Origin of the sequence: Gordonibacter urolithinfaciens (genome assembly GCF_900199375.1) — a bacterium.
GTDB classification, from domain to species: Bacteria; Actinomycetota; Coriobacteriia; order Coriobacteriales; family Eggerthellaceae; genus Gordonibacter; species Gordonibacter urolithinfaciens.
This window is the reverse complement of the sequence record NZ_LT900217.1, coordinates 198877-217849: the sequence shown is the minus strand read 5'-3', so window position 1 is coordinate 217849 and position 18973 is coordinate 198877. Positions and strand designations below refer to the sequence as shown.

The 18973-nt window shown below is 68.5% G+C and carries 21 protein-coding genes; 20 read left to right on the top strand and 1 reads right to left on the bottom strand.

Going from position 1 to position 18973, the window contains the following annotated elements:
• Window position 1: 1 nt before the first annotated feature.
• The 19 genes from BN3560_RS01015 to BN3560_RS00925 all read left to right on the top strand — a co-directional run bounded on the left by BN3560_RS01015 (window position 2) and on the right by BN3560_RS00925 (window position 17788).
• On the top strand, window positions 2-193 hold the full coding sequence (locus BN3560_RS01015) for a hypothetical protein (RefSeq protein ID WP_096226646.1): 192 nt from the start codon (window positions 2-4) through the stop codon (window positions 191-193).
• A gap of 9 nt (window positions 194-202) precedes the next feature.
• Window positions 203-2116 carry a DNA primase gene (gene dnaG, locus BN3560_RS01010; RefSeq protein ID WP_096226645.1) on the top strand — a complete coding sequence of 638 codons (1914 nt, stop codon included), beginning with the start codon at window positions 203-205 and terminating at the stop codon, window positions 2114-2116.
• Between the two features lie 128 nt (window positions 2117-2244).
• The gene (locus tag BN3560_RS01005; protein WP_096226644.1) at window positions 2245-2670 is read left to right on the top strand and encodes an NfeD family protein; all 426 of its coding nucleotides are present in this window, start codon (window positions 2245-2247) and stop codon (window positions 2668-2670) included.
• The gene (locus BN3560_RS01000) at window positions 2670-3608 is read left to right on the top strand and encodes an SPFH domain-containing protein (protein ID WP_087189650.1); all 939 of its coding nucleotides are present in this window, start codon (window positions 2670-2672) and stop codon (window positions 3606-3608) included. Before BN3560_RS01005 ends, BN3560_RS01000 begins: the two co-directional genes overlap by 1 nt.
• A gap of 165 nt (window positions 3609-3773) precedes the next feature.
• Entirely contained in the window at window positions 3774-4319 is a 546-nt protein-coding gene (def, locus tag BN3560_RS00995; protein WP_087189651.1) for a peptide deformylase, read from the top strand.
• A 2-nt stretch (window positions 4320-4321) separates the two neighbouring features.
• A complete protein-coding gene (fmt, locus tag BN3560_RS00990; RefSeq protein ID WP_096226643.1) occupies window positions 4322-5278 on the top strand; it encodes a methionyl-tRNA formyltransferase in 957 nt (318 codons plus the stop codon).
• Complete coding sequence (locus BN3560_RS00985; RefSeq protein WP_096226642.1) at window positions 5271-6650, top strand: transcription antitermination factor NusB; 1380 nt, start codon at window positions 5271-5273, stop codon at window positions 6648-6650. Before fmt ends, BN3560_RS00985 begins: the two co-directional genes overlap by 8 nt.
• Before the next feature lie 307 nt (window positions 6651-6957).
• Window positions 6958-7542 (top strand): helix-turn-helix domain-containing protein, encoded by a 585-nt coding sequence (locus BN3560_RS00980; RefSeq protein ID WP_087189656.1) that lies wholly within the window; start codon window positions 6958-6960, stop codon window positions 7540-7542.
• 134 nt (window positions 7543-7676) lie between these two features.
• A complete protein-coding gene (locus tag BN3560_RS00975) occupies window positions 7677-9458 on the top strand; it encodes an AMP-binding protein (RefSeq protein ID WP_096226641.1) in 1782 nt (593 codons plus the stop codon).
• Window positions 9455-10180, top strand: a complete 726-nt coding sequence (locus tag BN3560_RS00970; RefSeq protein ID WP_096226640.1) for a nucleotide-binding protein — start codon at window positions 9455-9457, stop codon at window positions 10178-10180. The genes BN3560_RS00975 and BN3560_RS00970 overlap by 4 nt, the downstream gene beginning before the upstream one ends.
• Before the next feature lie 67 nt (window positions 10181-10247).
• Entirely contained in the window at window positions 10248-10454 is a 207-nt protein-coding gene (locus BN3560_RS00965; RefSeq protein WP_096226639.1) for a 4Fe-4S binding protein, read from the top strand.
• Between the two features lie 7 nt (window positions 10455-10461).
• Window positions 10462-11535 carry a 3-methyl-2-oxobutanoate dehydrogenase subunit VorB gene (locus tag BN3560_RS00960; RefSeq protein WP_096226638.1) on the top strand — a complete coding sequence of 358 codons (1074 nt, stop codon included), beginning with the start codon at window positions 10462-10464 and terminating at the stop codon, window positions 11533-11535.
• A gap of 3 nt (window positions 11536-11538) precedes the next feature.
• On the top strand, window positions 11539-12387 hold the full coding sequence (locus BN3560_RS00955) for a thiamine pyrophosphate-dependent enzyme (RefSeq protein WP_096226637.1): 849 nt from the start codon (window positions 11539-11541) through the stop codon (window positions 12385-12387).
• Window positions 12384-12920 (top strand): 2-oxoacid:acceptor oxidoreductase family protein, encoded by a 537-nt coding sequence (locus BN3560_RS00950; protein ID WP_096226636.1) that lies wholly within the window; start codon window positions 12384-12386, stop codon window positions 12918-12920. The genes BN3560_RS00955 and BN3560_RS00950 overlap by 4 nt, the downstream gene beginning before the upstream one ends.
• A gap of 182 nt (window positions 12921-13102) precedes the next feature.
• Entirely contained in the window at window positions 13103-13654 is a 552-nt protein-coding gene (locus tag BN3560_RS00945) for a helix-turn-helix domain-containing protein (protein WP_096226635.1), read from the top strand.
• 12 nt (window positions 13655-13666) lie between these two features.
• Window positions 13667-15340 (top strand): AMP-binding protein, encoded by a 1674-nt coding sequence (locus tag BN3560_RS00940; protein ID WP_096226634.1) that lies wholly within the window; start codon window positions 13667-13669, stop codon window positions 15338-15340.
• A 37-nt stretch (window positions 15341-15377) separates the two neighbouring features.
• Window positions 15378-16229: an aminoglycoside 6-adenylyltransferase gene (locus tag BN3560_RS00935; protein WP_096226633.1), complete on the top strand. Its 852-nt coding sequence runs from the start codon at window positions 15378-15380 to the stop codon at window positions 16227-16229.
• Between the two features lie 203 nt (window positions 16230-16432).
• On the top strand, window positions 16433-17374 hold the full coding sequence (locus BN3560_RS00930) for a HipA domain-containing protein (protein ID WP_096226632.1): 942 nt from the start codon (window positions 16433-16435) through the stop codon (window positions 17372-17374).
• 36 nt (window positions 17375-17410) lie between these two features.
• Window positions 17411-17788, top strand: a complete 378-nt coding sequence (locus BN3560_RS00925) for a peptide chain release factor family protein (protein ID WP_096226631.1) — start codon at window positions 17411-17413, stop codon at window positions 17786-17788.
• Between the two features lie 87 nt (window positions 17789-17875).
• Here BN3560_RS00925 and BN3560_RS00920 read toward each other — a convergent pair whose 3' ends face one another.
• Window positions 17876-18490 carry a Type 1 glutamine amidotransferase-like domain-containing protein gene (locus BN3560_RS00920; protein ID WP_096226630.1) on the bottom strand — a complete coding sequence of 205 codons (615 nt, stop codon included), beginning with the start codon at window positions 18488-18490 and terminating at the stop codon, window positions 17876-17878.
• A 195-nt stretch (window positions 18491-18685) separates the two neighbouring features.
• Here BN3560_RS00920 and BN3560_RS00915 point away from each other — a divergent pair, with 195 nt between their 5' ends.
• Window positions 18686-18961 carry a hypothetical protein gene (locus BN3560_RS00915; RefSeq protein WP_227115432.1) on the top strand — a complete coding sequence of 92 codons (276 nt, stop codon included), beginning with the start codon at window positions 18686-18688 and terminating at the stop codon, window positions 18959-18961.
• Window positions 18962-18973 lie beyond the last annotated feature (12 nt).

Below are 18973 nucleotides of genomic sequence, written 5' to 3'. Positions count from 1 at the left end.
CATGAGGAATCGGGAATGGGTGTACGCGGCGATCGCGGTGCTGAGCTTCGTCCTGATGACGGGCAGCCTGGTGCTCGCCTTCGGCAAGGGGGGCGAGGGCCTGTCGGGCGCGCGCGACTTCATCCCGGCCATCGGGTTCGGCGCCCTGTTCCTGGTGAACCTCGTGCTGGCCAAGCAGAACAGGCGGAGGTAGCGGGGGCGCATGGCGGGCACCATCAGCGAAGAGGACATCCAGAAGGTGCGCGAGGCGTCCGACCTCGTGGCCATTATCGGCGAGCGCACGCCCGTGAAGCAGCGCGGCCGCGACTTCTGGTGCTGCTGCCCGCTGCACAACGAGAAGACGCCCTCGTTCAAGATCGACCCCGTGCTGCAGCTGTGGCATTGCTTCGGCTGCAACGAGGGGGGCGACGTGTTCGGCTTCCTCATGAAGACCGAGGATCTGTCGTTTCCCGAGGCGGTGCGGAAGCTGGCCGAGCGGGCGCACATCGACATCGCCGACACGGGCGGCCGCGGCGGCGTGCCGAGCTCCAAGAAGGCGCGCCTGAAGGCGGTATGCGAGGCGACGGCCGCGTTCTACCACACCCAGCTCATGCGCAACCCGGACGCCGACGCGGCCGCCGCCCGCAGCTACCTGGCGGGCCGCGGCCTGGGCGGCGACGTTCCGCGCCGCTGGCGGCTGGGCTTCGCGCCGGGGCGCGGGCAGCTCGTGCGGCACCTGTCCGCGCAGGGCTTCTCGGCCGAGGAGATGGTGGAGGCGAACGTGGCCATGAAGGACCGCGGCGGCAAGCTGCGCGACCGCTTCTTCAACCGCGTGATGTTCCCCATCGGCGACGCGCAGGGCGAGTGCATCGCGTTCGGCGGGCGCGTCATCGGCAAGGGCGAGCCGAAGTACCTGAACTCGCAGGAGACGTCGGTGTTCCACAAGTCGCAGGTGCTCTACGGGCTGGACCACGCGAAGGCGGCTATGGCCGCCACGGGCGTGGCCGTGGTGGTGGAGGGGTACACCGACGTCATCGCGCTGCACGAGGCCGGCATAGGCAACGCGGTGGCCACGCTCGGCACCGCGCTCACCATGCGCCACATACGCCTGCTCGCGCGCCACGCGCAGCACAAGATCGTGTACCTGTTCGACGGCGACGAGGCGGGGCAGCGCGCCGCCGACCGCGCGCTCGGCTTCATCGACGACTCCATGACGCCGGAGGCGGGGCGGGCGAAGGTGGAGCTGGCCGCCGTCACGCTGCCGGACAACCTGGACCCTGCGGAGTTCGTGGGCGCGCGCGGCGCCGACGCGCTGCGCGAGCTCATCGCGCGCGCCCAGCCCCTGCTGAAGTACGGCATCGAGCGCCGCCTGGCCGCGCACGACCTGGGCAGCGCCGAGGGTCGCTCGCGCGCGCTCGTCGACGCGCTCGCGGTGCTCGCGCCCATCAAGGACTCGCTTCTGGCGAAGGACTACGCCGTGCAGATAGCGAGCCGCTGCCGGGCCCGCGAGGAGGACGTGCTCGAGCAGCTGGCGCGCCTGGAGCCGCCGCGCCGCGCCGCCGAGGCGGATGACGGCGGGCCGGGCCGTGCGGGCGCACCCGCAGGCGACGGGCGCCTTCCCGCGGCGGACCCGGGAGCCGCGGCCCCGGGCGGGGGCGCGCCGCGCCGCGCGGGGCTGTCCCAGCCCGAGGCGAACCGGCGCCGCTTCGAGCGCGAGTTCCTAAGCCTTGCGGCCCAGCACCCCGAGCTCGCCCTGGCACACGCTGACGCGCTCGCCAGCACGCAGTGGCACGAGCCGGTGCACGCCACGCTCGCGCAGAGCATGCTGGCCACGCTGGCCGAGGACCCCGCCGCGCCCGCGGCGCGCGTCATCGGCGACGCCGCCCGCGTGCTGCCGCAGGCGTCGGGCATCCTCACGTCCGGCTCCATGGCCGGCGCGACCGAGCCGGAGCCGCTCGCGCGCTTCCTGGCGGAGGAGCTGGCCATCGGCGACGCCGAGGACGCCGTGGCCGCCCTGCGCGCCCAGCTGTCCGACCCGTCCGCCCTGCCCGCCGACGAGTACGAGATGCTGTTCCAGACCGTGACCGCCATGCAGAAGGACCTCACCCGCCGCCGCCTCGCGCACAAGGCCGTGTAGCACGAGGAGGGGCACGCCCAAGGCCGGCTGATGCGAGGTTCGCCCGCTCGCGCTCTCTTCATTCCGCCTGGCGCCACCTCGGCGGCACGGACGACATGGTATACTCGAGCAAAGAGAAAGGAGTCGCCATGAGTCCCTTCGTCTGGCTGGGCGTCGCCGCCGTCATGGGCGTCGTCGAGATCGTCTCGCTCAGCCTCATCACCATGTGGTTCGTCGTGGGCGCGCTCGTCGCGTTCGCCGCGAGCCTGCTCGGCGCCGACCTCGTCGTGCAGCTGGTCGTGTTCCTCGTCGTCTCCGTGGCCTGCCTCGTGGGCCTGCGCCCCGTGTTCGTGAAGTACCGCGACCGCGGCAAGCAGGAGGAGCCCACCCATGTCGGCCAGACGGCCGTCGTGGTGGAGGACGTCGACAACGACGGCATGACCGGCCGCGTGGAGACGGACAACCGCATGACCTGGGCCGCGCGCTCCGCGGACGGCCTCCCCATCCCCGCGGGCGAGGTCGTGCGCATCGTGAGCCAGGAAAGCGTCAAGCTCATCGTCGAAAGGAAACGCTGATGTTCCCCTTGAACCCCCTCACCATCGCCATCGTCGTGGTCGTCGTGCTCGTGGTGCTGTTCTCCGTCACGTGCATCAAGATCGTGCCGCAGGCGCAGGCCGCCATCGTGGAGCGCCTGGGCTCGTACCTCACCACCTGGAACAACGGCCTGCATGTGAAGATCCCCTTCATCGACCGCGTGCGCGCGGGCATCACGCTCAAAGAGCAGGTGGCCGACTTCCCGCCCCAGCCCGTCATCACGAAGGACAACGTGACCATGTCCATCGACTCGGTGGTGTTCTTCAAGATCATGGACCCGAAGCTCTACGCCTACGGCGTGGAGAACCCACTCGTGGCCATCGAGAACCTGGCCGCCACCACGCTCCGCAACATCATCGGCGACTTGGAGCTGGACACCACGCTCGTGTCACGCGACACCATCAACGCCAAGATGCGCTCCATCCTGGACGAGGCCACCGACGCGTGGGGCATCAAGGTGAACCGCGTGGAGGTGAAGAACATCACGCCGCCGGCCGCCATCCAGCAGGCCATGGAGAAGCAGATGAAGGCCGAGCGCGAGAAGCGCGAGGCCATCCTCTTGGCCGAGGGCGAGAAGCAGTCCGCCATCACCGTGGCCGAGGGCAACAAGCAGGCGCAGATCCTGGCCGCCGAGGCCGAGAAGCAGGCCGTGATCCTGGCCGCCGAGGCCGAGCGCGAGAAGCAGATACGCGAGGCCGAGGGCGAGGCCGCCGCCATCCTGAACGTGCAGCAGGCCACCGCCGACGGCATCCGCATGGTGCGCGAGGCCGGCGCCGACAACGCCGTGCTCACCCTGCAGGCCTTCGAGGCCCTGAAGACCGTCGCCGACGGCCAGGCCACGAAGATCATCATTCCCTCCGACATCCAGGGCGTGGCCGGCCTCGCCGCCAGCCTGAAGGAGATCGTGGTGGACAAGTAGGAGTCGCTTGCTTTCTTCCCCTTCTCACCTTGGGTTTTGTGGATGTTTCCCGCATGCTACTGGACAAGGGGCAGACGAAACCGCACAATGTCCCCATAAGGAGCTTTTCCGCGTCCCGGCCTGCGCCGGGACGCGTGCGATAAGGAACGAGAGGGACGTGTCTTCGTGATAACCATCGTGCAATCACCGAACCCGTTGCTGAACACGGTCTGCGAGCCGTGCGATTTGGGCGACAAGGGCCTGCGCAAGCTGGCCAAGCAGATGGCCAAGGCCATGTACAAGAACGACGGCTGCGGCCTGGCCGCGCCGCAGCTGGGCGTGACGAAGCGCCTCGTGGTGGTGGACTGCGACCAGGCCGAGTCCGGCGAGCAGGACCCCATCGTGCTGGTGAACCCCGTGCTCGTGGACACCCAGGGCGACCCGGTGGTGGAGGGCGAGGGCTGCCTGTCATGCCCCGGCATCTCCGTGCCCATCGCGCGGCCGCCGTGGGCGCGCGTGCGCTACTTCGACCTGGACGGCGAGGAGTGGGAGATCGAGGGCGACGGGCTTTTGGGCCGTTGCCTGCAGCACGAGCTGGACCACCTGGACGGCGTCACCATGTTCGAGCGCTGCGATCCCATCGCGCGCATCCAGGCGCTGCGCGACTACGAGCTGGCGCGCGCCGCGGGCGCGAAGCCGGGCGAGACGTCGCTCGATACGCGGGTGCGCTGACCATGCGCGTCGTGTTCATGGGCACGCCGGAGTTCGCGGCCACCATACTGGAGGACCTGTCCCAGCAGCACGAGGTGGCGGCCGTGTACACCCGCCCCGACGCCGTGCGCGGGCGCGGCAGGAAGCTGGAACCGTCGCCGGTGAAGCGCACCGCCGAGCGCCTGGGGCTGCCCGTGCTCGAACCGCGCACGCTGCGCGACGAGGCCGTGCAGGCCGAGCTGGCCTCGTTCGAGCCCGACGTCATCTGCGTGGCTGCCTACGGCGCCATCCTGCCGAAGGCGGTGCTGGACCTGCCGCCCTTCGGCTGCCTGAACGTGCATGCGTCCCTCCTTCCTCGTTGGCGCGGCGCGGCGCCGGTGGAGCGCGCGATACTCGCGGGCGATGCCGTGGCGGGCGTGTGCATCATGCGCATGGAGGAGGGCCTGGACACGGGCGCCTACTGCGTGTGCCGCACGGCGCGCATCGACGGCAAGACGGCCCCCGAGCTCACCGACGAGCTGGCGAACCTGGGCTCGCACGCCCTGCTCACGGCCCTCGTCCACGTGCAGAGCGGCGCGGCCGAGTGGACCGAGCAGGACGAGTCGCAGGTCACTTACGCCTCGAAGGTGGGGAAGCGCGAGCTGGACCTGGACCCTCGGGATACGGCCGAGGCGGCTGTCCGCAAGGTGCGCGCCTCGAGCGGCGCCCACCCCGCGCGCGCCGTCGTAGCCGCCCGCCCGGTGACGGTGCTCGCGCTGCGTTCCGTGGAAGACGCCCGCGGGTGCGAGCTGGCAGGGGGGCTGGCGGCGGGGGAGGTGCGCTTCGCCGGAAAGCGGCTGTTCCTGGGCTTCGCCGACGGTGCGGCCGAGGTGGCTTCCGTCAAGCCCGACGGCCGCCAGGCCATGGACGCCAAGGCGTTCGCCGCCGGCGTGCAGGGCATCAAGCAGGAGACGCTTTCATGGGAGGCTGCGCATGAGTGACGAGAAGACCGCGGGCCGTCCGTCGAAGGCGAGCCCGGCGCGCCTCGCGGCCCTCGCCGTCGGCGGCGACGTGCGCCGCCGCGACGCCTACGCGCAGGACGTCATCGCCCGGCGCATCGACGGCTCGCGTATGAGCCCGGAGGACCGCGCGTTCGCCACGCGCCTCGCGCTGGGGGTGACGAGCAGCTGGGGCACGCTCGACGAGGTGCTGGACCGCGCGCTCGACAAGCCCGGCGACGTGCAGGACGACGTGCGCGACGCGCTGCGCATTGCCGCCTACGAGATACTGTTCCTGGACAAGACGCCGCATGCGGCCGTCGACCAGGGCGTGGAGCTCGTGCGCTCCGTGCAGCCCCGCGCCGCCGGCCTTGCCAACGCCGTGCTGCGCCGCGTGGTTGCCTTGAAACGCGACTTCCCCTTCGGCGACCCCTCCCGCGACGTGGCGGCGCTCGCGCGCCTGCATGCGTTCCCCCTATGGCTGGCCAAGCGCCTCATAGTCGACTTGGGCCCCCAGGCGGCCGTGGACCTCATGCGCGCCTCGAACGAGCCCGCGCCGCTGTTCGTGGCCGTGAACGAGGCGAAGGCGACGGCGGAGGAGGTGCGCGCGGCCCTGGGCGAGGCGGGCGCGGACGTGCGCCCGGTGTCCATCGACGGCGTGGAGGTGCCGGGCTGCCTGCAGGTTGCCGAGCCGCGCGCGCTGCAGGACGGGCGCGTGCGCCGGCTGTTCTCGCAGGGCAAGCTGCTCGTGTCGGACGCGGCCTCGCAGCTCGTGGCCGCGAGCGTGCTGCCCGCGCACATGCCCGCGTCGTTTCTGGAGATAGGGTCCGGGCGCGGCACGAAGACCATCCTCTTGCAGAGCGGCGCCCTGCGCGCCTACGGCAGCCAGATGGAGCTCGTGGCGCTGGACAACCACGCGTTCAAGACCGACCTCTTGCGCGAGCGGGCCGTGGAGTACGGCGTGCACGTGGCCGACGCGGTCACGGGCGACGCCACCATGCTCGGCGCCGTGCTGGGACGTCGCCGCTTCGACGCCGTGTTCATCGACACCCCCTGCTCGGGCCTGGGCACGCTGCGGCGGCATCCCGAGATACGCTGGCGCCTGACCGAGGAGCATCTGGGCGAGCTGGCCGCGCTCGGCCTGTCGCTCCTGCGTTCGGCGGCCGGCCAGGTGGCGCGCGGCGGCCAGCTGGCCTACGCCACCTGTACCGTGACCCATACGGAGAACAACGCCGTGGTTAAGCGCTTCCTGGAGAGCCCCGAGGGTGCCGATTTCGAGCTGGCCCCCATCGCTGGCAAGGCGTGCGTGGCCACGCGCCTCGCGCCCGGAACCCCCGACGCGCACTTCGCCGTGCGCTTCGCGCGCAAGCGATAGGGCGCATGCCCGGCCGGCGCGCCGGGCACCTGCGACGCTTTCCCGGGGCCGGCCGGTTGGGGCTTCTCGGTCGACCCGCAAGCGCCGTGCTCCGCTTATCGGCCGACTGGCGTTTTTTGCCGGACGGCCGTGGACGCACGGCGTCCCTTCCTCCGGTTTATTGCGCGTCCGCCTGCGGAGATTTCGGCCTTCTGGGGCCGAAGCCGACCGATTTGCTATACAATGGGAAAACTTTTTACCAGGCAAGGCAGGGCCGCCCCCCATCCAAGCGACGCTGCCGCGACGTTGAGAAGGAGGTCAAGCGACTATGGAGCCGAATATCGAAGAGGTGGCAGGGCGAATTCGGGCGCTGCGCGAAGACCTCGACATCACCCAGCAGGAGATGGCGGACGCCACCGGGCGCACCCTTGCCGAGTACGCCGCCCAGGAATCGGGCGCGCAGGACCTGTCGTTCACGTTCCTCTACAAGTGCGCCGAGCGCCTGGGCGTGGACGTCATCGAGCTGCTCACCGGCGAGAACCCTCACCTGTCGGGCTACTCGCTCACGCGCGCGGCGGACGGGCTGTCCATCAAGCGCCGCGCGGGCTTCGAGTACCTGCACAAGGCCCCCCACTTCAAGAACAAGCTGGCCGAGCCGTTCCTGGTCACTGCGCCCTACCTCGAGGAAGAGCAGGATGCTCCCATCCACCTGTCCTACCACGTGGGCCAGGAGCTCGACTTCATCCTGTCGGGCAAGATGCGCTTCGCCTACGAGGACCATATCGAGGAGCTGGGAGCGGGCGATCTGCTCATGTACGACTCCGGCCGCGGCCACGGCATGATCGCCACCGGCGGCGAGCCGTGCACGTTCCTGGCCATCGTCATGAAGCCCCACGGGGACGCGATTATCTAGGCGCCGCCACCTCTCCTCGGCTCGTCGCCCTTGATGGGCCGAGGCGGGCGTCAGGTCAGGCGCCGACGCATCGATGATCGTATCCGCCTCGCGGCGGGCTGCCCGCCGCATTGCCTCCAAGGAAGAGAACACCCATGAGAAACATCAACCTCCGCTTCGTCGAAGAGACCTACGACGAGGAAGGCCTGCTGACCGATTTCGCCGTCAAATGCCCCGAGAGCTTCAACTTCGGCTATGACGTGGTCGACGACATCGCGCTTGCCGACCCCGACCGTCGCGCCATGGTGTGGTGCAACCCCGAGGGCGAGGAGCACGCGTTCACGTTCGCCGACATGAAGGAGTGGTCGGACAAGACCGCGAACTACCTGGCGGACGCCGGCATCGGCCGCGGCGACTACGTCATGGTCATCCTGCGCCGCCACTACCAGTTCTGGTTCGTGGCCACGGCGCTCGCGAAGCTCGGCGCGGTCATGGTGCCGGCCACCTTCATGCTCAAGGAGCACGACCTTGAGTACCGCCTGAACGGCGCGTCCATCAAGGCGATCATCGCCACGTCGCTCGGCGACATCGCGAACGTGGTGGACAACGTGGCCGACGCGTGCCCCACGCTTCAGGTGAGGATGCTCGTGAACGGCGCGGGCGGCGGCCTCACGCCCGAGGACGCGGACGGCAACCTCGTGTTCCCCGACGACGGGCTGCCGCTCGGGCCCGCGCTCTCCGGCCCCGACGGCGTCTGCGCGGCCCCGGCCGAGCGCGCGGGCTGGCTCGACTTCAACACGGGCGTGCGCGCGGCCTCGGCCGACTTCGCGCGCGTGGAGACGAAGGCGGCCGACCCCATGCTCATGTACTTCTCGAGCGGCACGTCGGGCAATCCGAAGATGGTGCTGCACGACTCCGAGTACGCCATCGCGCACCTGGTCACAGCCAAGCATTGGCACAACGTGCAGCCCGACGGCCTGCACTTCACCATCGCCGACACCGGCTGGGGCAAGGCCGTGTGGGGCAAGTACTACGGCCAGTGGCTCATGGAGGCGTGCGTGTTCACGTACGACTTCGACCGCTTCCATCCCTCCGAGATCCTATCGCTCATCGGGAAGTACGGCATCACGACGCTGTGCTGCCCGCCCACGATGTACCGCATGATGATGGCCGAGGACGTGGACGCCTACGACCTGTCCACGCTCGCGTACTCCACGACCGCCGGCGAGGCGCTCAACCCCGACCTGTTCGACTTCTGGAAGGAGCACACGGGCCTCACCATCTACGAGGGCTTCGGCCAGACCGAGACGCCGCTCACCATCGCGAACCTCACGGGATCCACCCCGCGCCCGGGCTCCATGGGCAAGCCGGTGCCGCTGTACAACGTGGAGATCCAGCGCGAGGACGGCAGCCGCTGCGACACGGGCGAGACGGGCGAGGTGTGCATCGACGTGCGCGAGAAGGCCGCCGGCATCATGCTGGAGTACTACCGCGACCCGGAGAAGACGGCCGCGGCCGTGCACGACGGCTGGTACCACACCGGCGACACCGCCTGGTGCGACGAGGACGGCTACTTCTGGTACGTCGGCCGCAACGACGACGTGATCAAGTCGAGCGGCTACCGCATCGGGCCCTTCGAGATCGAGAGCGTGCTGCTCGAGCACGAGGCCGTGCGCGAGTGCGCGGTCACCGGCGTGCCCGACCCGGTGCGCGGCAAGGCCGTGAAGGCCACCGTGGTGCTGGCCGAGGGCTTCGCCGGCACGAGCGAGCTCACGAAGGAGCTCCAGACCTGGGTGAAGAAGCGCACCGCGCCCTACAAGTACCCCCGCATCGTGGAGTACGTGGACGCGCTGCCCAAGACCGTGAACGGCAAGATCCGCCGCGCCGCCATCCGCCAGGAGGACGAGAAGCCCAAGACCCCCGAGGGGCTGGTGTGACGCCCGCGGCTTGGGCGCCTGCCGCGCCCGTCCTGGTGGTGACCGGCCACTACGGCGTTGGCAAGACCAACCTCTCGCTCAACCTGGCGCTCGACGCGGCGGCGCGCGGGCTGGAGGTCACGGTGGTGGACCTGGACGTGGTGAACCCGTTCTTCCGCTCGAGCGACTACCGCGGCCTCTTGGACGAGGCGGGCGCGCGCGTGATAGCGCCGGTGTTCGCAGGCACGAACCTGGACGGGCCGAGCCTGTCGGGCACCATCCTGCCGGCCGTCGAGCAGGCGCGCGCGGGGGAGGGGCGGCTGCTCATCGTGGACGCGGGCGGCGACGACGTGGGCGCCACGGCGCTCGGGCGCTTCGCCAAGACGGTGGCGGCCGGGCCCTACGAGATGCTCTACGTGGTGAACCGCAGCCGCAACCTCACGCAGGAGCCCGCCGAGGCGGTGGAGGTGCTGCGCGAGATCGAGGCGAAGTCGCACCTTGCCGCCACGGCCGTTGCCAACAACACGCACCTGCAGGAGGACACCGACGCGTCCGTGGTGGCCGCGGGCATCCCCTTCGCCCAGGAGGTCGCGCGCCTCGCGGGCCTGCCGCTGGCCTTCACCACGGTGCCTGCCGATGCGGCCGGCCAGGACGCTGACCGGCAATTTCCCCGCTTTGGGCGGGACGGAGGGGCGGGCGCGCCCTATCCTGTGCGAGTATATGTGAAAACTCCCTGGCAATAAGACGAGAGAGCGGCGGCGCTTCGGCGGCGCCGAGCGTGCATGACTGACGAGACGAGGAAGGCGGATCATGGCGAGAATCAGCGTAGACGACTCCTTCTGCAAGGGGTGCGGCCTGTGCGTGGACGCATGCCCCGTGCATATCATCGAGCTTGACGACGACACGATCACGGCGAAGGGCTACCACCCGGCGCATTGCGTCGACATGGACGCGTGCACGGGCTGCGCGTCGTGCGCGACGATGTGCCCGGACGTGGCCATCACGGTGGAAAGGTAGGCTGGGCATGGCAGAGAAAGTGCTCATGAAGGGCAACGAGGCGCTGGCCGAGGCGGCCATGCGCGCCGGCTGCCGCTTCTTCTTCGGGTATCCCATCACGCCGCAGACGGAGCTCGCGGCCTACATGTCCAAGCGCATGCCCAAGGTGGGCGGGACGTTTTTGCAGGCCGAGAGCGAGATCGCGGCCATCAACATGGTGTACGGCGCGGCCGCTGCGGGTGCGCGCGTCATGACGTCGTCCTCGTCGCCGGGCATCTCGCTCAAGGGCGAGGGCATCTCCTACATGGCCGGCGCGGACCTGCCGGGCGTCATCATCAACGTGCAGCGCGGCGGCCCGGGCCTCGGCGGCATCCAGCCGTCCCAGGCCGACTACTGGCAGGCCACGCGCGCGCTCGGCCACGGCGACTTCCGCGTGGTGGTGTACGCGCCCTCCACGGTGCAGGAGATGGCCGACTACGCGTTCACGGCCTTCGACGTGGCCGACAAGTACCGCACGCCCGTCATGATCCTCGCCGACGGCATGCTCGGCCAGATGATGGAGCCCGTGGTCATGCCCGAGCCGCGCGACGAGCAGATCGAGAAGCCCTGGGCCACCACCGGCCACAAGCATGCGCGGCCGCACAACGTGGTGAACTCGCTCTACCTCACGGCCGACGAGCTGGAGCGCCTGAACATCGAGCGCTACGAGCGCTACGCCCAGATCGAGCGCGACGAGCAGCGCGCCGAGACGTTCCTCGTCGACGACGCCGACGTGGTGGTCGTGGCGTTCGGCGCGAGCGCCCGCGTGGCGCGCAGCGCCGTGATCGAGGCGCGCGCGAAGGGCGTGAAGGCCGGCCTCATCCGCCCCATCACGCTGTGGCCGTTCCCCGTGGACGCGCTCGAGGCAGCCGTGCCCACCGCCAAGGCCTTCCTCACCGTGGAGATGAACATGGGCCAGATGGTGGACGACGTGCGCCTCGCCGTGAACGGGCGGTGCCCTGTGGAGTTCTTCGGCCGCACCGGCGGCGTCATCCCGACGCCCGTGGAGGTGCTGGCCCAGATCGAGGACCTGAACGATCGCATGATGAAGGGAGGGGAGTAACCCATGGCCGAGAAAGAGACCAAAGTGGTGTTCGAGCGCCCGCACGCGCTCCTTCCCGTGGTGACGAACTACTGCCCGGGCTGCACGCACGGCATCATCAACCGCCTCGTGGCGGAATGCCTCGACGAGCTGGACGTGGAGGGCGACGCCGTGGGCGTGGCCCCCGTGGGCTGCTCCGTCATGGCCTACGACTTCTTCGGCTGCGACATGATCGAGGCCGCGCACGGGCGCGCCCCGGCGGTGGCCACGGCGGTGAAGCGCGTGCACCCGAACAACGTCGTGTTCGCCTACCAGGGCGACGGCGACCTTGCCTCCATCGGCATGGCCGAGACCATCCACGCGGCCACACGCGGCGAGAACATCACCGTCATCTTCATCAACAACGCCATCTACGGCATGACGGGCGGCCAGATGGCCCCCACCAGCCTGCCGAACCAGGTGACTCAGACCTCGCCCTACGGCCGCGACACCGACGCGGCCGGGTTCCCCATCCGCGTGTGTGAGCTCATGAGCTCGCTCGACGGCGTGGCGTACCTCGAGCGCGTGACGGCGGACAGCCCGAAGAACGTGCGCAAGGCGAAGAAGGCCATCAAGAAGGCGTTCCAGACCCAGATCGACGGCGCGGGCTACTCGCTCGTGGAGGTGGTGGCCACGTGCCCCACGAACTGGGGCATGACGCCGCAGGACTCGTTCGACTGGATGCGCGAGAACATGCTGCCGTACTACCCGCTGGGCGTGTACAAGGACGTGCGCGCCGAGGGCTTCGCGAACGCGGCCGAGGCCGCGGCGGCCCGCGCTGCGGACTGCCCGATCGCGAACCCCGCGCCGCAGGCGGAAGGAGGTGCGCGATGAGCCGCTCCCTGAACATCGTGCTCGCCGGGTTCGGCGGCCAGGGCGTGCTGTTCGCCGGCAAGCTGATCGCCTACGCCGGCCTGCTCGAGGACCGCGAGGTGTCGTGGCTTCCCTCCTACGGCCCCGAGATGCGCGGCGGCACCGCGAACTGCAGCGTGTGCCTGTCCGACGACCCCATCGGAAGCCCGCTCGTGCTCGCGCCGAACGCGCTCATCGCCATGAACCAGCCCTCGCTCGACAAGTTCGAGCGCAGCGTGACCGAGGGCGGCGTCGTGGTGGCCGACTCCACGCTCATCGCGGACATCCCGGACGTGCCGGGCGTGAACGTGTGCGCCATCCCCGCCACCGCCATGGCCGAGGAGGCCGGCTTCAAGAAGCTCGCCAACATCATCATGGCCGGCAAGCTGTTCGCCGAGACGCGCTTCTGCGCCGAGGACACGCTGTGGAAGGCCATGGAGAAGTGCGTGCCGGCCAGCAAGGCCGCCATGCTGGAGATGAACAAGAAGGCCCTCACGCTGGGCATGGAAGCATGATATTCCGCCGGCTTGCCGGCCGGCGGAATGGTCGATGCTGCGGCTTCCCGTGGTGCCCGATCTCGCCCCTTCTTCGCTTGCCCTCACGTGCGAAGCACGCTCGGCCGCGAAACGGGGCGAGATCGGGCACCACGGGAAGCCTCGCTGACTGATATGGACCTATGAGGTTGGAAAGGAACACGATGGTAACCGAATTCGCCGAGATAGGGCTGCGCATCAAGGGCCTGCGCGAGGCGTGCGACGTCACGGTCGAGGACATGGCGGCCGAGTTGGAAGTGCCGGTGGAGACGTATGAGGAATGGGAGGCCACGGGCGCGGACGTGCCCATCTCGGCCATCTACCACATGGCGCACCACTTCGGCGTGGAGTTCACCGAGATCCTCACCGGCACGGCCGCCAAGCTGCAGACCTACCAGGTGGTGAAGAACGGCGAGGGCCGCGAGGTGGACCGCTACCCGGGCTACCACTTCGAGGACCTGGCCTGGCGCTACACCGGCAAGATCATGCAGCCGCTGCTGGTGGTGCTGGACCCCTCCGACGAGCCGGCCAAGCTCGTGACGCACACCGGCCAGGAGTTCAACCTGGTGCTGGAGGGCACCGTCGTGGTGACGTGGGAGGACAAGGAGTTCGAGCTGAACGCCGGCGACAGCATCTACTTCAACCCCGAGCACCCGCACGGCCAGCGCTGCGGGAGCGACGTGCCCGCCAAATTCGTGACCATCATCGCAGAGTAGGAAGCGCGACCCGTGAACCATATCCTGAAAAAGTACTGTCCGCGCATCGAGTTCGACTCCTACGAGGACTTCTTCGAGAACTTCCAGATCAACGTGCCCGAGGCGTTCAACTTCGGCTTCGACGTGGTGGACGAGTGGGCGCGCGTCGAGCCCGGGAAGCGCGCGCTCGTGTGGTGCGACGACCACGACCACGAGCGCACCTTCACGTTCACCGACCTGTCGCGCCTGTCGAACCAGGCGGCCAACGCGTTTCGCAAGCTGGGCATCGGCAAGGGCGACGTGGTCATGATGATCCTGCGCCGCCGCTGGGAGTACTGGGTGTGCGCCGTGGCGCTGTGCAAGCTGGGGGCCACCATCATCCCCGCGTCGCTGCAGCTGACGAAGAAGGACATCGCGTACCGCGCCAACTCCGCGCAGGTGAAGATGATGGTGTGCGTGGACGACGACTACGTGTGCACGCAGACCGAGGAGGCGCTGCCCGATTCGCCGTCCATCGAGAACCGCATCATCGTGGCAGGCGAGCGCGCGGGCTGGACGCCGTTCGACGAGCTGATCGCCGGCGAGTCCGACGAGTTCGAGCGCCCGATGGGCGAGGCCGGCGTCACGAGCAAGGACACCATGCTCATCTACTTCACGTCGGGCACCACCGGCATGGCGAAGGCCGTGTGCCACAACTTCGCTCACCCGCTGGGCCACATCATCACGGCGAAGTACTGGCAGCAGGTGGAGGAGGACACGCTGCACATGAGCGTGACCGATTCCGGCTGGGCGAAGTTCGGCTGGGGCAAGATCTACGGTCAGTGGATCGCCGGCGCCACCATCTTCGCTTACGATATGGACAAGTTCGTGCCCACGAAGCTGCTGCAGAAGATCCAGGACTACCAGCTGACCACGTTCTGCGCGCCGCCGACGATGTACCGCTTCATGCTGCAGGAGGACGTGGCTTCTTTCGACCTGTCGAGCGTGCACAATTTCGCCACGGCGGGCGAGCCGCTCAACGCCGAGGTCACCATCGCGTGGAAGCGCTTGACCGGCAAGAACATCCGCGAGGGCTTCGGCCAGACCGAGGGCCCGGTGCTCCTGGCCACGTTCCCGTGGATCGAGCCGCGACCGGGATCGATGGGCAAGCCGTCGCCGCTGCTGAACATCAAGCTGCTCGACGAAGAGGGCATCGAGGTGCCCGACGGCGAGGAGGGCGCCATCTGCGTCACGGGCCTCAAGGAGGCGTACCCGCCGGGGCTGTTCACGGGCTACTACCGCGAGCCGGAGCGCACGCAGGAGGCCGTGGGCGGGGAGTACTACAACCTGCACGACATGGCGTGGCGCGACTCGGACGGCTACTGCTTCTTCGTGGGCCGCAACGACGACGTGATCAAGTGCTCGGGCTACCGCATCGGCCCCTTCGAGGTGGAGAGCGCGCTCATCGAGCACCCCGCCGTGGTGGAGTGCGCCGTCACGGCCGCGCCCGACCCCATCCGCGGCAAGGTGGTGAAGGCCACCGTCGTGCTGGCGCGCGGCTACGAGCCCTCCGACGAGCTGGTCAAGGAGCTGCAGAACCACGTGAAGCACACGACCGCGCCGTACAAGTACCCGCGCATCGTGGAGTTCGTGGACGAGCTGCCGAAGACCATCGGCGGCAAGATCAAGCGCAAGCTCATCCGCAACAACGACGGCATCGAGGACTAGGGGTTCCGCCGCGCCTGAAGAACCGCAAGGAGCACGCATGAGATCGCCTGCCGAGATGTTCGCGCTGTTCGAGGAAATCGCCTGCGCGGACGAGCGCATCCGCGCCATGACGCTCGAAGGGAGCCGCGCCAACCCGAACGCTACCTCGGACGCTTGGCAGGACTACGATGTGACCTTCCTCGTCTCGGACGTGGAGAGCTTCACGTGCTCCGACGGGTGGCTCGGACGCTTCGGCGACATCGTGCTCATGCAGAAGCCGGAGGCGATGGAGCTGTTCCCGCCCGACTTCCCCGCAGGGTGGTTCTCGTACCTCATGCTGTTCTCGGACGGCGTGAAGATCGACCTCACCTTGGTCCCCCTCGAGGACGGGGAAGCGTACTTCGCGCAGGATCCGCTGATCTGCGTGCTGCTCGACAAGGACGGCCTCTGCCCCGACGCGCTGCGGCCGTCCGACGAGCGGTTCTGGGTGCAGCGGCCCCCGTCGGCGCATGTGAGGGACTGCGCGAACGAATTCTACCTCTCCTGCACGTACGTGGCGCGCGGGCTGCTGCGCGACGAGCTGCTGTGCGCGAACTGGACGTTCGAGCAGATCGTGCGCGTCGAGCTGCTCCGCATGCTCGGCTACGTCGCCGGCGTGCGCAACGGCTTCCCGCTGAACGCGGGCAAGCACGACAAGCTGCTGCCCCGCCTCTTGGAGCCGGCCGAGCGCGAGCTCCTGCTCGGCACGTACCGGCTCGATTCCGTCGACGCGGTGTGGAAGGCTCTGCGCGCCGCGATGGATCTGTTCGAGGCGTCGATGGCGGAGGCGTGCGAAGCTCTCTCGTACGAGTGCCCGAACGACCGCCCGAAGATCGACGCCTACCTGGAAACCCTCAAGGACCTGCGATAGGCCCTCATGTTCTTTGGTGCGACGGCGGCCGAGCGGGTCGTATCCGAAAAGGGCAGGCCTTTTCGGACGCTTTGCCTATCGGGCGTGGAAGGGCGAACCTGATCCGATTTCTTTCGACCGGGCGACGAAGACACGCCCGTCTGCTTCCTTCTGGTACAATCGAGCGCAACGCGGGCGGGGCAACGGAACGGGAGGTGTGAACCATGGTTGAAATCGTCGATCTGCGAGATTGCGGCAAAAGCGGCTTGTTCTACGGCGGGCGCGCCGGGCAGAAGGAGGGCATCCTCATCGACGGAGAGCCTTGGATCGCAAAGTACCCCCGTACCACACGCGATCTGGAAGGGAAACACCTGCCGCCCTACACCTTGAGTCCGGTTTCCGAGTACGTGGGCGCTCGTATCTACGCATCGCTGGGCATCCCTGTGCATGAGACGATGCTGGGTTATCGGGCGGGGAAGGTCGTGTGCGCCTGCAAAGACTTCACTTATCCCGACAAGCGCCTGTTCGAATTCCGGGAGATCAAGAACGCGCTTTCTGACGATGACGCGGGGTTCAACTCTGCGCCGTCCGATGGCGAGAGCGTGTACTTGGGCGATGTTCTTGCTACCATCGAGACGTCTGACCTGCTGCGCGCGGTGCCCGGCGTGCGAGAGCGCTTCTGGGATATGTTCGTGGTCGATGCCTTCATCAAGAATCCTGATCGCAACAACGGCAACTGGGGCTTGCTCATGGACGTCGGCCGCTCCTACGAGCTGGCGCCGGTATATGATCTGGGAAGCTCGTTGTTCAGCAAGAGGAGTCCCTCGCTTGCGGAGGGCCGTCTGACAGGCGATGAAAATATCGAGCAGGACGCCTTCGGCACGAACGTGTCCTGCTATCGGTTGCCGAGCGAGGATGGTCGAGGCAGGGCCATCCATCCGTTCGATTACCTAGCCTCTACGCGCAATCCCGATTTGGACGCGGCGCTCGTTAGGTTCGTTGAGACGGTGGACATGGAGACCGTCTGCGCCCTTATCGACAGCGTTCCGGCAGAGGCTTTCGGTCGGGTGCTTATGACAGAAGGCGTGCGATCCTCGCATAAACTGCTGCTCCGCCGTCGATTGGAGGACGGCTTCCTGCCCGTCTATCGGCGGATTACCGGATAGGCTCTGCGTGCGGCCCGTTTGCGCTATCATGCTCGCATGGACTCCGAATCCCCGACATACCGCGATTTCGCCCGCTGGGCGCAGATGACGCTCGATGAGATCGCGCGCGACTGCGACGTGCAGGTGTTCCGCGCGAGCGGGCCGGGCGGGCAGTGCGTGAACACCACCGACTCCGCCGTGCGCATGGTGCATGGGCCGAGCGGCATCGCGGTGACGTCCCGCGAGTCGCGCAGCCAGTTCCGCAACCGGCAGCTGTGCCTGCAGAAGCTGCGCCGGCTGTTCGAGGCCAAGGCGCGCCCGCCGAAGGTTCGCCGCGCCACGAAGCCCTCGCGCCGAGCCAGGGAGGCGCGCCTCGCCGACAAGCATCGCCGCGCGCAGGTGAAGGCGCAGCGGCGCCCCGTGGACGGGGAGTGAGGGCGTTGCTCAGGGGAGCTCCGCGGCCTCGCGGGCGCAGCCGTCGGCGAGGCCCTCTGCGCTGAGCTGTTTCTTGCTGGGCTTTTCTTACGTATTGAGTACCCGCGCCACGCCGTTCTCCACGTAGAGAGCCTGCTTGTCATTGAACGGGCGCACGTCGAGGGCTTCGGCATGCTCGCGGACGATCTGCGCGGCTGCCGCCCCGAGCTCGCGATTGCCTTCATGAGGCACCGGGTAGAAATCGACGAGGCCGAGCCCGGCGGTGTCGTGCAGGTCGGGAGCGCGATCGGGGCGATCCATGGCGCGCGAGTACGCGATGTCGGGCGCCGCGACGATGGCCCCGGCCGACTCCCCGATGTAGAGCTTTCCTGCGCGCACCGCTTCGCGCAGCAGCTCGTCGGTTCCCGATTTCCTCAGCTCCTGCAGCAGGTAGAACGTGTTGCCGCCCACGACGAAGACGAGGTCGTTGCGTTCGAACGCGCGCTGCATGGTCTCGTAGGGCTCGGTGGACACGTCGACTGTGTCCACGCGCAGGCCCATGCCGCGCAGCACCCATCGGCTCATGCGGGCGAGGAACCCCCGGCTCTCGGCGAAGCTGGCCGTGGGGATGTAGGTGACGGATTTACCTTTGAGGGCGGGTTCGACTTGCCTAAGGAGGCCCGTGACGTTCTGAAACAGGGAAACGAGAAGCAGTTTCTCCATAAAACCGTCCTTTCCCGCTTGACCTGAAGTGCGCTCCAGCCGCTATGGTACCAGGAAGCCGACGACGAAAGGGGTCGCGATGAACGAGATGAAGGGCGCTCGCAAGGCAGCGCGCATGGATCGGCGCACGTTCGTCATGGGCGCGGCCGCGCTCGGGGCGGCGGCGCTGGCGGGCGGGGTGCTGGGCAGCTGTGCGTGGCGCTCGACTCGGTGGGCGCCGATTTCCTCATCAACCAGCCGGCGGTCATGTCGCGCAACGCCGCGCTCGACGGCAACCTGGGCGTGGAGAACTACCTGCACGAGGCCGCCCTCGTCGCCGCGCCGCCGTCGGGCGCGGCCTACCGCGACGGCGAGGGCAACCCGGTGGGAAGCCTCGGCGTCCACGAGCATTGGAACAACGCGGTCGAGCGTCTCTACAGCCGCGACCGTGACGAGGCGGAGGGCATCGAGCTCGTCCGCATACTGCGATGAGCCTGCGCACAT

Coding starts and splice junctions, on each gene's coding strand:
- BN3560_RS01015 (WP_096226646.1), top strand. CDS start 2: ATGAGGAATCGGGAATGGGTGTACGCGGCGATCGCGGTGCTGAGCTTC.
- dnaG (WP_096226645.1), top strand. CDS start 203: ATGGCGGGCACCATCAGCGAAGAGGACATCCAGAAGGTGCGCGAGGCG.
- BN3560_RS01005 (WP_096226644.1), top strand. CDS start 2,245: ATGAGTCCCTTCGTCTGGCTGGGCGTCGCCGCCGTCATGGGCGTCGTC.
- BN3560_RS01000 (WP_087189650.1), top strand. CDS start 2,670: ATGTTCCCCTTGAACCCCCTCACCATCGCCATCGTCGTGGTCGTCGTG.
- fmt (WP_096226643.1), top strand. CDS start 4,322: ATGCGCGTCGTGTTCATGGGCACGCCGGAGTTCGCGGCCACCATACTG.
- BN3560_RS00985 (WP_096226642.1), top strand. CDS start 5,271: ATGAGTGACGAGAAGACCGCGGGCCGTCCGTCGAAGGCGAGCCCGGCG.
- BN3560_RS00980 (WP_087189656.1), top strand. CDS start 6,958: ATGGAGCCGAATATCGAAGAGGTGGCAGGGCGAATTCGGGCGCTGCGC.
- BN3560_RS00975 (WP_096226641.1), top strand. CDS start 7,677: ATGAGAAACATCAACCTCCGCTTCGTCGAAGAGACCTACGACGAGGAA.
- BN3560_RS00965 (WP_096226639.1), top strand. CDS start 10,248: ATGGCGAGAATCAGCGTAGACGACTCCTTCTGCAAGGGGTGCGGCCTG.
- BN3560_RS00960 (WP_096226638.1), top strand. CDS start 10,462: ATGGCAGAGAAAGTGCTCATGAAGGGCAACGAGGCGCTGGCCGAGGCG.
- BN3560_RS00955 (WP_096226637.1), top strand. CDS start 11,539: ATGGCCGAGAAAGAGACCAAAGTGGTGTTCGAGCGCCCGCACGCGCTC.
- BN3560_RS00950 (WP_096226636.1), top strand. CDS start 12,384: ATGAGCCGCTCCCTGAACATCGTGCTCGCCGGGTTCGGCGGCCAGGGC.
- BN3560_RS00945 (WP_096226635.1), top strand. CDS start 13,103: ATGGTAACCGAATTCGCCGAGATAGGGCTGCGCATCAAGGGCCTGCGC.
- BN3560_RS00935 (WP_096226633.1), top strand. CDS start 15,378: ATGAGATCGCCTGCCGAGATGTTCGCGCTGTTCGAGGAAATCGCCTGC.
- BN3560_RS00930 (WP_096226632.1), top strand. CDS start 16,433: ATGGTTGAAATCGTCGATCTGCGAGATTGCGGCAAAAGCGGCTTGTTC.
- BN3560_RS00925 (WP_096226631.1), top strand. CDS start 17,411: ATGGACTCCGAATCCCCGACATACCGCGATTTCGCCCGCTGGGCGCAG.
- BN3560_RS00920 (WP_096226630.1), bottom strand. CDS start 18,490: ATGGAGAAACTGCTTCTCGTTTCCCTGTTTCAGAACGTCACGGGCCTC.